The organism is Idiomarina seosinensis, from assembly GCF_044797955.1.
Classification (GTDB): Bacteria; Pseudomonadota; Gammaproteobacteria; order Enterobacterales; family Alteromonadaceae; genus Idiomarina; species Idiomarina seosinensis_A.
Map to the genome: position 1 here is coordinate 346,837 of NZ_CP085211.1, position 13,476 is coordinate 360,312.

Here is a 13,476-nt window from a genome sequence, read left to right on the forward strand (position 1 = left end):
GCTAATTGTTGTTCCCGTTATTATCTTCTTCCTGAGTTTGTTCGCGCGGCGTCAGGATGGTAGTGACACGATTATTTTCGGAGCCTTCACCGCTGGCGGTTACTTTTTGTCCGGCCAGGTCATAAGTGATGATTTGCGCACTGGAACTGCTTGAGCCCTGAGAAAGTTGCGCATCACCGGTTAATTCCAGAACCTGGCGGCTCTGATAGTAAGTAATCCGGTTCGCCTGAGCGCTGATTTGCGAGCCATCATCCAGCTGCTGTGTGTAGCGAGCCGGGCTGCCGACGGCGATAAAAGTCTCTGTTTGCTGTTGTTTATTGCGCAGCGCCTCTAAGCGGTCGGCAGTTATTTCTAATGTGCCTTGCCTGATGGTGACATCGCCGGTTAACACTAAACGGTTATTCTTCAGATCCAGTTCTTCTTGCGCCGCGGTGAGTTCGATCGCTTTGGCAAAGTCCGCTTCGCCTTGAGCCTGCACAAAAAAGCTTACCAGTAATAATACAAAGCTACTGGGTAGGCTCAAATACGGTCTTAACATGTTGGTTTAACTCCATTCGTTCAGCATAAAGGTCAGCTTTTAAACCATTGCCCTGTATCGCCAGACCCGGCCCGAACAGGCTGACGGGCGAATCGGTTCGCATGGTTTCGGCTGCCATATCAATCACCAGGTATTCAGTCACCACCCGCTGAATTGCAGTATCGGGCTGTAAAGCGACAATTTCAACATCGCGCTCTAATATCAGTGTCTGATCATCGTAAAAGGTTCCTTGCTCGGCACTGATTTGCCAGGTCGCCTGATTATTGTCGGTAAACACCGAGTAAACCGGCGACTGCAGCTCTGTCAGGCCAATTTGTACATAATGAGCCATGCGCTGCGCATCGAGCTGATGAGCCAAAGAACCGCCGGTTTCAAACAGCCGTGTTTTTAAGCCGGTAGCAGTAAAATCAGGACTCATGACGCCTGAGCGGGTTGTATTATCCGTGTCGCTGCCGTCACTAAAGGGCCGCCAGATCAGCAAGATGCCCACACTGAACAGAATCAGTAAAATAAAACTGATTCGATAATTCACAAACTAATCCCTTCTGCGCTTTGTAGCAGCCCCTGAGACAGCAGGATTAAATCACAGATTTCGCGAACCGCGCCAAAGCCACCGCGACAGCGAGTGATATACTGTGCATTCTGCTGAACGGCAGGATGAGCATCATTAACCGCAATCCCTAGCCCGGCCCGCTGTATTAATGCCAGATCCGGCACATCGTCTCCTACATAAGCTACTTGTGGCTCATCCAGAGCTAACTCGCCCAGTAACTGTTGGAATGCCGTCGATTTGTCATCCTGGCCCTGAAAAATATGTTGTACGCCCAGGTGCTGCATGCGCCGCCTGACGATGTCAGATTCACGGCCGGTAATTACAGCCACCTGAAAGCCTGCATTGATAAGAGCTTTAAGGCCAAACCCGTCGCGTGTGTGAAAGGCTTTTAATTCCTCACCGTCGTTACCGAGGTAAATCCGGCCGTCGGAAAAAACACCGTCGATGTCCAGCACTAACAATTTGACTTGCTCAAACTGCTGAAAAAGCGGCTGACTGATATCGCCGTACCAGGTATTAATCATTTGCATTACACAACTCCTGCCTGTAACAAGTCATGCATGTTCATCGCTCCGCAGGGATGACCCGCTTCATCAACAACGATTAAGCCATTAATTTTGCGATCTTGCATTAATTTCAGAGCCTCTGCTGCCAGCATGTCAGCGTTAGCGGTAATACAGGACTGCGTCATAACCGTGTTAATACTCGTGCTGTGTACATCGATGCGCTGATCCAGAATCCGGCGCAGATCGCCGTCAGTAAAAATTCCGGCCAGCTGCCTGTCGTCATTAACGATGGCGGTCATCCCCAGACCCTTGCGCGACATCTCCAGCAGTGCCTCACTGATCAGCGCATCGATAGGGGTAACCGGTACCCGCTCACCGGTATGCATAATATCGTGCAGCCGCAGTAACAGGCGTTTACCCAGCGAACCGCCCGGGTGTGATAGTGCAAAGTCGTCAGCAGTAAAGCCACGCGCTTTTAACAGCGCCACCGCCAATGCATCGCCCATCACCAACGTAGCCGTGGTCGATGCCGTTGGTGCCAGACCCAGCGGACAGGCTTCCTGGTCCACTTTAATACAAACATGAACTTCTGCCAGCCGGGCCAGAGTTGACTGTGGGTTACCGGTCATTGCGATCATCGTATTACCCAGGCGCTTGATCACCGGGATAATATTCAGTAGTTCCACTGTCTCGCCGCTATTGGAGATAGCAATCACCACATCATTGTCCGTTACCATCCCAAGATCGCCGTGACTGGCTTCGCCCGGGTGAACAAAAAATGCCGGTGTACCGGTGGATGCCAGGGTGGCGGCGATTTTACCGCCAATGTGGCCGGATTTACCCATGCCGATGACGATAACCCGGCCCTGACAGTCAAACATCGCCTGACAGGCGCGGTTAAACGACTCATCAATGTATTGATGCAAGCCCGCGATGGCCTGTTGTTCAATGCTCAGTACTTCGTTGCCTAAGGCGCGGAAGTCTGTTGTGACCTGCTTCATTTTAACCTTCCTAACATACTGTGCTGCCCTAATGATACGCCATTAAAGGCACTTATGCCTACCGGCAACCCAAGTCCGTATTGCATTTTTATGGCGTATTAATTACTATACCAACTAGACGGTTTATTAAGTGCTGGAGAATAGCAAATAGTTATGGCAGGTCGCCCGAGTAATCGTGATCTTATCATCGACGCCGCTGAGCGATTAGTGGCCCGGCAAGGTGCAGCACATTTAACCTTTGATGCTCTGTGCCAGGAGACGGGTATTAGCAAAGGCGGGTTATTGTACCACTTTGCCAATAAAGACAGCCTGCTGGCGGCTATGCTGGCTCGCATGGTGCAACAATTTGACCAGTTGCGGGATGAATTCCGTCAGCAGCTGAGCGATGATCCGCACCGGGAATTGAAGAGTATTTTGCTGGCGTCGCTGAACAGCAATGCCGAGTGTGCTCAGCTAAGTAGCGGTATGCTGGCAGTCGCGGCCAATAACCCGGAATTACTGGAGCCGTTGCAAGCACACGTGCAGCAAACGTTTGAAACGATAAAAAACGACAGCGCACAGCCACAGTTGGCTGAATTACTGTTTTTTTCTGTGCACGGCGCACGATTATTTGAGCAGTTACAGCTATGCCAGCATTGCCAGGCGGATCGCGAAGAATTTGCACAGCGTTTGATGACAATGGTTGATTCGATTAACTGATACGATTTGCAACATTTTTACAGTTAGTGATTAGGCATAAAAGCGTTAAACTGCGTACCATTAATGACAAAGAGTGAAACAGGAAGCACAGTGAGCAATTTTGTCGAACTGAAGGATGTCTATTTTGCCCATGGCACCCGGCAAATTTATGAAGGGTTATCCTTAACTGTACCGAAAGGCAAGATGGTGGCAGTTATGGGTCCCAGTGGTATTGGCAAAACCACGCTGCTAAAGCTTATCGGCGGGCAGTTAAAACCCTCTTCAGGCAGCATTAAGGTTGCCGGCGAAGAAGTGCCCGATCTTAGTCGCAAACAGCTTTATGAACTGCGCAAACGCATTAGCATGTTATTTCAAAGCGGTGCATTGTTCACTGACATGAACGTGTACGAGAACATCGCGTTTCCGCTGCGTGAGCACACTCGGCTGCCGGAACAAATTATCCGCAGCATTGTATTGATGAAGCTTGAAGCCGTCGGTCTGCGCGCTGCTCGTGATTTAATGCCGTCCGAATTATCCGGCGGCATGGGCCGACGGGCTGCCCTGGCCAGGGCTATTGCGCTGGATCCGGACTTGATTATGTATGATGAGCCGTTTGCCGGGCAGGATCCAATTTCGATGGGGGTTATCGTTAAGTTAATTAAACAGCTCAATGATTCATTGGGGCTGACCTCGATCGTTGTTACGCACGATGTCGACGAGGTTCTCAGTATTGCCGACTATGCCTACATTATTGCCGACAAACGGGTGGTGGCTGAAGGCGAGCCCAAGCAGTTACTGGAAGATGATACGGCTATTGTGCAGCAGTTTTTACGTGGCGAGGCCGACGGACCGGTAGCATTCCACTATTCGGATGACGATTTCGCTGCCGACTTGTTGGGGGACGACAGCTGATGGAACAGATAAGACGACTGGGGCAGACAACACTGAACCAGCTGGCCAGTATTGGTTACGCCCTGGCTATGCTACTGAGCGCGATTATTGGTAAGCCCAGTCCGCGCAAATCGTTTCCTTTATTTATCCACCAGGTTTATGTACTCGGCGTATTATCACTGCTGATTATTATTGTCAGCGGGCTGTTTATTGGCATGGTTTTGGGGCTTCAGGGCTACACCATTCTGGTTGATTACGGTGCTGAGCAGAGTCTGGGGCCGATGGTGGCACTGTCGCTGCTGCGCGAACTCGGGCCTGTGGTCACTGGCTTATTGTTTGCCGGCCGGGCGGGTTCAGCTTTAACCGCAGAAATTGGTCTGATGAAAGCCACCGAACAGCTGTCCAGTCTGGAAATGATGGCAGTGGACCCACTGCGGCGAGTTATTGCCCCGCGGTTTTGGGCTGGTTTTTTCAGTATGCCGTTGCTGGCGCTCATTTTTTCAGCGGTCGGTATTTATGGCGGATTTCTTGTCGGCTCCGGCTGGCTGGGAGTTGATGAGGGCGCATTCTGGTCTGTAATGCAGTCATCTGTCGACTGGTACGACGATTTGCTTAACGGCATTATCAAATCCATTGTCTTCGCTTTTGTGGTGACCTGGATCGCACTGTACAAAGGCTATCGGGCAACACCAACGTCGGCCGGCATTAGTTCGGCAACGACCTCAACGGTGGTAACAGCTTCTTTAGCTATCTTAGGGTTAGACTTTATTCTTACAGCATTGATGTTTGGTGGGTAAACAGCATGGAATCACGGAAAACACAACTATGGGTCGGCTTGTTTGTAGTGCTTGGCGTACTGGCCTTATTATTTATTTCGCTGCGCGCAGCCAGTGGCAGTGCCGTAACCAGCGGTGAAACTTATACGCTGTACGCTAAATTCGATAACATTGGCAGCCTGAAAGTCCGCTCGCCGGTTAAAGTGGGTGGCGTTATCGTGGGCCGGGTCAGCAACATTTCTTTGTCCGGTGACTATTATGAGCCAAAGGTCGAAATGAGCATCAGCAGTGAATACGATGAATTTTCGGAAACCAGCTCGTTATCGGTACTGACCTCCGGTTTACTGGGTGAGCAGTACCTGGGTCTGGAGCCGGGCTTTATTGACGATACGGTTGGCATGCTGGAAGACGGCGATACGATCTCTGATACAAAATCAGCGTTGGTACTGGAGCAACTGATTGGGCAGTTCCTGTTTAGTCAGGGTAATGATTAATTGCAAGGAGTTACTATGAGAGTTTGGTTATTGGCGCTGCTGAGTTCGTTGCTAGTTAGTGTCTCAGTCGCAGCAACAGAAATAGAGAACGACAACCCGTACCGGCTGCTCGAGCAGGTTGCGGAAAAAACGTTTCAGCGCATTGCTGACGAGCGCGACAAGATTGAAGAAGATCCGGACTACCTGAAAACTATCGTCCGGGATGAGCTGATGCCTTACGTCGATAATATCTACGCCTCGAAAAAAGTTCTTGGGCGGTATTTTAAAAGTACCGACAGTGACCAGCGGCAGGAATTTTATAAGGCATTTACCGATTACATTGTGGCTACCTATGCACGAGCCTTTACTCAGTACGATGAAAGTAAACACGAGGTGGAATTTCTAAACCCCAAACAAATTGATGAAGGTGATCGGGCTGTAGTGGTTGAAACCCGGGTTATCGAAAAAGGGCGGCCGCCAATCCGGTTAGATTTCCGCGTTCGTTATGACAGCAATAGCGAAACCTGGAAGGCTTACGATTTGGTGGTGGAAGGTGTCAGCCTGTTATCCAGCAACCAGAGCGAAATTTCGTCGGTTATCCGCTCGCGGGGCATTGATAAAACCATTGACTTATTGCGCAATAAAGCTGACGAGCCGATTTCACTGGATGACGAAGTGGATGTACCGGGTCAGTCACAAAGGTAGAAACTATGACGGCATCGATTAATTTTAATCTGGATGAGCAGGGTGAACTGCATCTGCAGGGTGAGCTAACCCGTGTCACCGTGCCCACCATCTGGTCACGCTGGCAACGCGAGGTTTTATCTAAAAAAGTAAAACAGGTACAGGTATCGGATGTTAGCAGTTTTGATACTGCCGGGGTGGCGCTTTTGTTAGAGATCATAAAGAGCCAGGACGAAAAATGCCTGAACTGTGTTGGCGATAATGAGCAGTTAAAACAAATCGCTGCTGTCAGTGGCGTTGAGAGCCTGCTTTCGTTAAGCTAGCGCCCTGAAATCTGCCCGCGTTAACAAAAGGTATTTATGATGGACGCAGAACAAATAGAACAGTTAATTAGCAAAGAAAGCGGCGCTACTGAGGTGCATGCCAAGGTAGAGGGCGCTAACGTTAATATTATTGCGGTCGGTGACGTGTTTGCACCGCTGAACCGGGTTAAGCGACAGCAGCTGGTTTACAGCCCCCTGAAACCTTTAATAGCGGACGGATCGATTCACGCTGTTTCGATTAAAACGTACACGCCCGATGACTGGCAGCGTGATAAAAAACTGATGATGCCTTAGGTTGCTGCTGACGATGGATAAATTTTTAATCAACGGTGGCCGGCGGCTGCAGGGCGAAGTGACAATTTCTGGTGCAAAAAACGCCGCCTTACCGATTTTATTGGCCACGGTGGCAGCCAGCGAACCGGTTATCCTTCGTAACGTACCTCACCTACAGGATGTCAGCACAAGCCTGAAGCTATTGAAGACACTGGGCATTGAACACAGTGGCCTGGACAATGGGCAAGTAACTATTTCGCCGGGCTCGCTGAATAACGCCATTGCCCCTTATGATTTGGTAAAAACCATGCGCGCCTCTATTCTGGTGCTGGGTCCGTTGCTGGCGCGCACCGGTAAGGCCGAGGTTTCCTTGCCGGGCGGTTGTGCCATCGGCGCACGGCCGGTTAACCTGCACATCGAAGGCTTGCGCCGCATGGGGGCAGAGATAACCGTCGAAAATGGCTATATCAAAGCATCAGTAGAGGGCCGTTTGCAGGGTGCTAAGATCCTGATGGATACGGTCAGTGTGACCGGTACAGAAAACTTAATGACCGCAGCGACTCTGGCTAACGGTATCACCCGCATCGAAAATGCCGCCCGCGAGCCCGAAATTATTGATCTGGCGAACTTTTTGAACACCATGGGTGCTGATGTCAGGGGGGCCGGGACCGATATTATCGAAGTTCATGGCGTAGAGCGTCTTAAAGGCGGTGATTACTCGGTAATGCCGGATCGTATAGAAACCGGAACTTTCTTAGTTGCCGGCCTGCTCACCCGGGGTGACGTTACTTGCCTCAATACCCATCCTGCCAGCCTGGAAGCGGTGCTGACTAAGCTGGCAGAAGCCGGGGCGCAGATTGACAAAGGCGACGACTGGATCCGTATCCGGGGTTCAGGCCGGCCACAGCCGGTTACCATTATTACCGCGCCGCATCCGGCGTTCCCCACCGACATGCAAGCGCAGTTTTGTACCCTGAATTGTATTGCTGACGGCAGCGGCTGGATCCGTGAAACTATCTTCGAAAATCGCTTTATGCACATCCCGGAGCTGCGCCGCATGGGGGCTCAGGTACAACTGGAAGGCAACACTGCAATCACTAAAGGTGTAGAGCAGTTAACCGCTGCCGAAGTGATGTGTACCGATTTGCGGGCGTCGGCCTCACTGGTCATTGCCGGGCTGGTTGCTGACGGCCAGACCGAAGTCGAACGCATCTATCATATTGATCGGGGTTATGAAGCCATCGAGAACAAGCTCAGGCAGCTGGGCGCTGACATTACGCGGGTCCTGGCCTAACGGCTGGGAGGCTCTTCGGTGATAACGGACACTTCCTGCTGCTGATTGCCCCGTAAAAATTCTATGGTCAAAGCCGAACCCGGCTTGCTGTTGACCACTTCGCGCATACCTTCAGCGGCAGAACTCACCGGTTTGTCGCCAATCCGGGTAATAATGTCATTAGGTTGTAGCCCCGCTTTAGCCGCCGGGCTATCGCGGTCTACTCCGGTGACTTGTAAACCTGAAGGCAGTGCCTGTTCGGCAGAATTTGGGTTGACGCTGATACCTATCCACCCTCTGACTACTCTGCCTTCGCTGATAAGGGTTTCCATAATATCTTGCGCAGTAGTGTAGGGGACAGCAAAATAAATACCCTCGATACCGTCTCCAAAGGCATTATTGTAACGGGCATTATTAATGCCGATGAGCTGACCGGCGGTGTTAACGAGGGCGCCGCCGGATGCGCCCTGATTAATCACCGCGTCCATTTGAATTAAGTCGGTATACGAACTGCGGCTAACGCTAACACGGCCGCCGCTGGCACTGACAATGCCCTGAGTAATCGTTTGCCCTATGTTATAGGGGTTGCCGATGGCCAGTACAATGTCGCCAACCGAAACATGCTGATCCGCCGGCGTTGGAATCACCGGCAAGTTGTTGGCTTCGATTTTTAATACCGCTAAATCAGTGTAATAGTCGCTGCCAATAAGCTGCGCTGCATACTGCCGGCCGTCCTGCAACGCCACCAGCACTTCGTCAACATTGTCCACCACGTGCTCTGCCGTAAGAATGTAGCCACGACTGTTCATGATCACACCGGAGCCCAGCCGCCACACTCGTGAGCTACGGGGCTGATAATAAGAGCCTTCCATTTCACTCATGCTGTAAATATTGACGACCGCCGGAGCGGCGCGGTTAACGGCGGTATTAAAGCTTAAGATGGATGCATCGCTGTTCAGTGCAGTGTTACCGTTAAGCGAAAAGCGGGGCAGGAGTAAAATGACTACAGCGGCTACAACTAAGCCTAAACCAACAGACTGGAATAGAAAGCGCAGGATGGTTGTAAGTGAGCTCATGTGAGAATATTCCGCTGACGACAAATAAATAAGGTAACGTCAGCTTATCACCGACGCTACCTTTTTTGTAAGTTTTTGACTGGCCAGCGAATTTACCCAGGGTTACGCAATACCAGATACAGTGAACTGCCATTGCGCTGAATGTTTAACGCGACCACGCCCGGAATATCTTCAATAACTGAGCGTAAGTCAGCCAAAGATGTTACCGCAGTGCGGTTTACGCCTCGAATAACGTCGCCTTGTTCAAGACCAGCACGAGCAGCGGGTGAGTTATCGCTGATTTCCGTAATTTCGATCCCGGCAGGGTTACTGGACACCGCCAGTGTTGCCCCTTGTAAGGCCGGATGGATAGACTCTGCGGTGACTTCAACGTCCTGTGAGCCCAGTACCATTTCCAATTCCAGCTCCTCGCCATCGCGAACAATGCCCAGCGATACCGTATTGCCCTGACCCATGCTACTGACCAGCGCACGTAACTCCGAGAATGAAGCAATACTGGAGCCATTAACTGACAGAATCACATCGCCGGACTTTATTCCCGCTTCATCTGCCGAACCACCGGGGATAGCTTCTGCTACAAAGGCTCCTGAGCTGGCCTCGATATCAAGCGCCTTAGAGATGTCATGAGTCAGGTCGTGGCCGCGAATACCTAAAACACCGCGGCGCACTTCGCCAAACTCTTTAAGTTGCAGTACCAGGTTGTTCATCATATCGGAGGGAATAGCGAAACCAATACCAATATTACCGCCGTTGGGGCCCAAAATAGCGGTATTAATACCCACCAGTTTGCCGTCCAGTGTTACCAGTGCGCCACCGGAATTACCTGAGTTGATGGCGGCATCAGTCTGGATAAAGTTCTCCAGTTCTTCAATACCTAAGCCGCTGCGACCCAGCGCACTGACAATACCTGAAGTGACTGTCTGGCCTAATCCAAACGGGTTGCCAATGGCAACAACAAAGTCACCAACCCGCAGGTCAGAGGATTTGCCCAACTCAATGTCAGTCAGTTGCTCGCCATCTTTTACCTTAATTAAGGCAATATCTGAGCGCGCGTCGGTACCGATGACTTCGGCATCAAATTCGCGGCCGTCTTTCAGAGTCACCAGAATCTCGGTAGCATCGTCAATGACATGATTGTTGGTGACTACGTAGCCTTTATCTGCATCAATAATAACGCCCGAGCCCAGCCCCTGAAAAGGCCGTTCGCGGACTTGCTCACGCGGTGCATTTGGTCCAAAGAAGAACCGTAGTGCATCCGGCATCCGTTGCCGGACTTCTCGTTTGCCTTTAACGGATATGTTGACAACGGCCGGGGTGACCTCCTCAAGCATCGGCGCTAACGTGGGTACTTCTTTTTCGTCGTCACCAAAAAAGGGAATACTAACCTGAGCCTGAGTAGCGGCGCTTGACAGCGTTAAAAATGCTGCCGTAGATAAAGCCAACAGTTTTTTCATAATGTTACGTCTCCAGACAGAAAAAATTAATCGGACTGGGTGCTCTGACCACTGCTACAGGATATGAGTTCACTGGCAATATGTTTCAAGATGTTTATTTGTTTTCTTGCTCTTTTTGTTCTTGCTTCGTTTGTTCAAAAAGACCGCTGCGTTGGTCAGTGTAATCTCTGGGAGCCTGCTCTGAGTCATTGTCCTTCTGACCTGAACGATAGTCTTTATTGACTGAGTTAGCCACTCGTAACTGCCGCATGGTATCTTCAGAAAAGAACGGTAAATCATTTTGTATGCCATTTTGCTGCAACAGTTCGGCGCTTTGGTTCAGATAGCTCTGCAGTTTGGCCTGGGTTTCGGTCAGCTGCTCAACCAGCGCGTTGGCGGTAGCAAAATGTTCGGCAACTTCACGTTGATAGTTCGCCAGCTGTTTTTGACTTTGTTCCACTTGATTTTCCAGCTCGCCTGATGAGCCAGAGCTTAACCAGAAACGGGCCAGGAAAAAGCCAATAATGGCACCGACAAGAACAAGTAATGCTCCGATAATCCAACTCATTTTATACTCCTGTGAGGTGACTCGGGTCACGCTCTTGATTGCTGAAAAAATGCGACATGGTAAACTACGTCTTTGTCATAGGATAATCGTATCTGAGGTGAAGTGGTAGTGTCCAACCAAGGCTTAAGCCCGAAACAACGCTATAAACAGGATCTGGAACAGCCGGGGTTTAGCCACGATGAGGCACAGGCTTATGCCGTAGAACAGCTCGAGCGGCTCTATCAGGAGCTGTTACAGTGGCAGCGGCAGTTGCAACAGCCCTTCTGGAAACGCTGGTTTAAAGGCAAGCCGTCAGCGCCTAAAGGCTTATATTTCTGGGGTGGAGTCGGGCGCGGTAAAACCTATCTGGTCGATACTTTTTACGAGAGTTTGCCGTTGCAGAAAAAGTGGCGGGTGCATTTTCACCGGTTTATGCATCGGGTGCACGAGCAGCTAAAAACATTAAAGCAACAGTCCGACCCTTTGCAAATTATTGCTGGGCGCATGGCTGCCGAGGCAAAGGTTATTTGTTTTGACGAGTTTTTTGTCCAGGATATTACCGATGCCATGCTGCTGGGTAAGTTATTTGAATATTTATTCGCCCATGATGTCGTGCTGGTCGCGACGTCGAACATTGTACCTGATGACCTGTATAAAAATGGCCTGCAACGGCAGCGTTTTTTACCGGCGATTAAGTTAATCAAACAGCATTGCCGGGTGGTTAATGTCGATAGCGGCGTTGATTACCGTCTCAGAACACTTACCAAAGCCGAGATTTTTCATTCGCCTCTGGATGCTGCCGCCGATGACAATTTATGGCGTTATTTTGCCCAGCTGGCTCCTGAAAAAAAATCCCGCTACCCGGCCGGCAGCATCGAGATCCTCGGTCGCCAAATCGATGTGCGAGCGGAATGCGATGACGTTGTATTTTTTGACTTTAAGGTGATTTGTAAAACCGCACGGTCGCAGAATGATTACATGGAAATCAGCCGTTTATACCACGCCGTATTGATCAGTAATGTCGAGCAAATGGGGCGTGACATGGATGATACCGCACGCCGGTTTATCGCCTTAGTCGATGAGTTTTATGAACGCCGCGTTAAGTTAATCTTGTCAGCGGCAGTTCCCATTGAGCAGCTTTACAGTGGCGGTCAGTTAAGCTTTGAGTTCAGGCGCTGCATCAGTCGCCTGCAAGAGATGCAAAGCGAGCAATATTTAGCCAGCGAGCATAAAGCCTAAGCTAAACTTTATGCAAAAAAGACGTGATCTTTGCGGCCAATTTTCCTATAATCCGCGCAGCCCACGTTACAGTCCGTCAGATAAAGCGAATTTGTCTGACGGTCGCAGCAGATAAACTAATGATAACTATCATTTTTTATTGTTGTGATTCGCGGGGAAGCCCGGAATTACTGTCCGTGAACTTTTTGATTTAGGTTTTTAAACATGAAAACATTTGTAGCAAAACCAGAAACGGTAAAACGCGACTGGTATGTAGTGGACGCAGAAGGTAAAACTTTAGGTCGTTTAGCTACTGAGATTGCTCGTCGCCTGCGCGGCAAGCATAAGCCTGAGTTTACTCCGCATGTCGATACCGGCGATTACATTGTCGTTATTAACGCTGAAAAAGTTGCCGTAACCGGTAACAAAGCTCAGGATAAAATGTACTACTCGCACACTGGATTTCCGGGTGGTATCAAATCAATCAGCTTTGAAAAGTTGATTGCTAAGAAGCCTGAAATGGTAATTCAGAAAGCGGTAAAAGGTATGTTGCCTCGTGGTCCACTAGGCCGTGCCATGTTCCGTAAACTGAAAGTGTACGCAGGCGCTGAGCACAGTCATGTTGCTCAACAGCCGAAACAACTGGATATCTAACGGAGCAAGACTATTATGGCAGATAATCAATACTACGGTACTGGTCGCCGCAAAAACTCAACGGCTCGCGTCTTCTTGCGTCCGGGTAGCGGCAACATCCAAATCAATAACCGCACACTGGACGGTTATTTCGGTCGTAAAACTGCACAAATGGTTGTTCGCCAACCACTTGAAGCGGTTGAGATGACAGAAAAGTTTGACCTTTTCATCACCGTAAGCGGTGGCGGTACTACCGGTCAGGCAGGTGCAATTCGCCACGGTATTACTCGTGCGCTTATGCAATACGACGAAGCCTTCCGTGGTCCCCTTCGTAAAGAAGGTTATGTTACCCGTGATGCTCGTCAGGTTGAGCGTAAGAAAATTGGTTTGCACAAAGCGCGCAAACGTCCACAGTTCTCGAAGCGTTAATTCGATTCTTCAACCAACTGTGTTGCAAAACCCGGCTTCGGCCGGGTTTTTTTATACCTATAGCCCGGGTTCTGACGCGAGCAGCAACAGCGACGCCAATTTGCTCCCGACGCGCAAATCACGAGCCTTTTGTCTTGTAAATTTTGTGGCTTTTCTTTATCATTCATAGGT

Annotated in this window: 18 protein-coding genes; 11 read left to right on the forward strand and 7 right to left on the reverse strand. The window is 50.1% G+C overall.

All coding sequences use genetic code 11. The annotated features are described in order from the left end of the window. Window position 1: 1 nt before the first annotated feature. From lptA to LG288_RS01650, 4 genes are read right to left on the reverse strand one after another with little or no spacing between them, the layout of a single operon-like run. The gene (gene lptA, locus LG288_RS01635) at window positions 2–538 is read right to left on the reverse strand and encodes a lipopolysaccharide transport periplasmic protein LptA (RefSeq protein WP_404401380.1); all 537 of its coding nucleotides are present in this window, start codon (window positions 536–538) and stop codon (window positions 2–4) included. Continuing rightward, complete coding sequence (lptC, locus tag LG288_RS01640) at window positions 507–1,070, reverse strand: LPS export ABC transporter periplasmic protein LptC (RefSeq protein ID WP_404401382.1); 564 nt, start codon at window positions 1,068–1,070, stop codon at window positions 507–509. Before lptC ends, lptA begins: the two co-directional genes overlap by 32 nt. Continuing rightward, window positions 1,067–1,615: a 3-deoxy-manno-octulosonate-8-phosphatase KdsC gene (kdsC, locus tag LG288_RS01645; RefSeq protein WP_404403119.1), complete on the reverse strand. Its 549-nt coding sequence runs from the start codon at window positions 1,613–1,615 to the stop codon at window positions 1,067–1,069. The genes lptC and kdsC overlap by 4 nt, the downstream gene beginning before the upstream one ends. A 5-nt stretch (window positions 1,616–1,620) precedes the next feature. After that, complete coding sequence (locus tag LG288_RS01650) at window positions 1,621–2,598, reverse strand: KpsF/GutQ family sugar-phosphate isomerase (protein ID WP_404401384.1); 978 nt, start codon at window positions 2,596–2,598, stop codon at window positions 1,621–1,623. 153 nt (window positions 2,599–2,751) lie between these two features. Between LG288_RS01650 and LG288_RS01655 the strand changes: the two genes are divergently transcribed. The 8 genes from LG288_RS01655 (at window position 2,752) to murA (ending at window position 7,990) form a co-directional block, all read left to right on the forward strand. Next, on the forward strand, window positions 2,752–3,297 hold the full coding sequence (locus LG288_RS01655; protein WP_404401386.1) for a TetR/AcrR family transcriptional regulator: 546 nt from the start codon (window positions 2,752–2,754) through the stop codon (window positions 3,295–3,297). Between the two features lie 90 nt (window positions 3,298–3,387). Next, window positions 3,388–4,188 (forward strand): ATP-binding cassette domain-containing protein, encoded by an 801-nt coding sequence (locus LG288_RS01660; protein WP_404401387.1) that lies wholly within the window; start codon window positions 3,388–3,390, stop codon window positions 4,186–4,188. Further along, a complete protein-coding gene (gene mlaE, locus LG288_RS01665) occupies window positions 4,188–4,964 on the forward strand; it encodes a lipid asymmetry maintenance ABC transporter permease subunit MlaE (protein WP_404401389.1) in 777 nt (258 codons plus the stop codon). The genes LG288_RS01660 and mlaE overlap by 1 nt, the downstream gene beginning before the upstream one ends. Before the next feature lie 5 nt (window positions 4,965–4,969). After that, on the forward strand, window positions 4,970–5,437 hold the full coding sequence (gene mlaD / locus LG288_RS01670) for an outer membrane lipid asymmetry maintenance protein MlaD (protein WP_404401391.1): 468 nt from the start codon (window positions 4,970–4,972) through the stop codon (window positions 5,435–5,437). Between the two features lie 15 nt (window positions 5,438–5,452). Further along, complete coding sequence (locus LG288_RS01675) at window positions 5,453–6,121, forward strand: phospholipid-binding protein MlaC (protein ID WP_404401393.1); 669 nt, start codon at window positions 5,453–5,455, stop codon at window positions 6,119–6,121. Window positions 6,122–6,126: 5 nt separating this feature from the next. Continuing rightward, complete coding sequence (locus LG288_RS01680; protein WP_404401395.1) at window positions 6,127–6,423, forward strand: lipid asymmetry maintenance protein MlaB; 297 nt, start codon at window positions 6,127–6,129, stop codon at window positions 6,421–6,423. A gap of 36 nt (window positions 6,424–6,459) precedes the next feature. Continuing rightward, window positions 6,460–6,717 (forward strand): BolA family protein, encoded by a 258-nt coding sequence (locus LG288_RS01685; protein ID WP_404401397.1) that lies wholly within the window; start codon window positions 6,460–6,462, stop codon window positions 6,715–6,717. A 13-nt stretch (window positions 6,718–6,730) separates the two neighbouring features. Continuing rightward, complete coding sequence (murA, locus tag LG288_RS01690; RefSeq protein ID WP_404401399.1) at window positions 6,731–7,990, forward strand: UDP-N-acetylglucosamine 1-carboxyvinyltransferase; 1,260 nt, start codon at window positions 6,731–6,733, stop codon at window positions 7,988–7,990. Here murA and LG288_RS01695 read toward each other — a convergent pair. From LG288_RS01695 to LG288_RS01705, 3 genes are all read right to left on the reverse strand, one after another. Next, on the reverse strand, window positions 7,987–9,045 hold the full coding sequence (locus LG288_RS01695) for a trypsin-like peptidase domain-containing protein (protein WP_404401401.1): 1,059 nt from the start codon (window positions 9,043–9,045) through the stop codon (window positions 7,987–7,989). The genes murA and LG288_RS01695 overlap by 4 nt on opposite strands. A 92-nt stretch (window positions 9,046–9,137) precedes the next feature. Next, the gene (locus tag LG288_RS01700; protein WP_404401403.1) at window positions 9,138–10,499 is read right to left on the reverse strand and encodes a DegQ family serine endoprotease; all 1,362 of its coding nucleotides are present in this window, start codon (window positions 10,497–10,499) and stop codon (window positions 9,138–9,140) included. Window positions 10,500–10,593: 94 nt separating this feature from the next. Continuing rightward, the gene (locus LG288_RS01705) at window positions 10,594–11,046 is read right to left on the reverse strand and encodes a YhcB family protein (RefSeq protein ID WP_404401405.1); all 453 of its coding nucleotides are present in this window, start codon (window positions 11,044–11,046) and stop codon (window positions 10,594–10,596) included. Between the two features lie 108 nt (window positions 11,047–11,154). Here LG288_RS01705 and zapE point away from each other — a divergent pair, with 108 nt between their 5' ends. The 3 genes from zapE to rpsI all read left to right on the forward strand — a co-directional run bounded on the left by zapE (window position 11,155) and on the right by rpsI (window position 13,305). Continuing rightward, on the forward strand, window positions 11,155–12,264 hold the full coding sequence (zapE, locus tag LG288_RS01710; protein WP_404401407.1) for a cell division protein ZapE: 1,110 nt from the start codon (window positions 11,155–11,157) through the stop codon (window positions 12,262–12,264). A gap of 204 nt (window positions 12,265–12,468) precedes the next feature. Then, on the forward strand, window positions 12,469–12,897 hold the full coding sequence (gene rplM, locus LG288_RS01715) for a 50S ribosomal protein L13 (protein ID WP_404401409.1): 429 nt from the start codon (window positions 12,469–12,471) through the stop codon (window positions 12,895–12,897). A gap of 15 nt (window positions 12,898–12,912) precedes the next feature. Further along, window positions 12,913–13,305, forward strand: a complete 393-nt coding sequence (rpsI, locus tag LG288_RS01720) for a 30S ribosomal protein S9 (RefSeq protein ID WP_404401411.1) — start codon at window positions 12,913–12,915, stop codon at window positions 13,303–13,305. The last annotated feature ends 171 nt before the right edge of the window (window positions 13,306–13,476 follow it).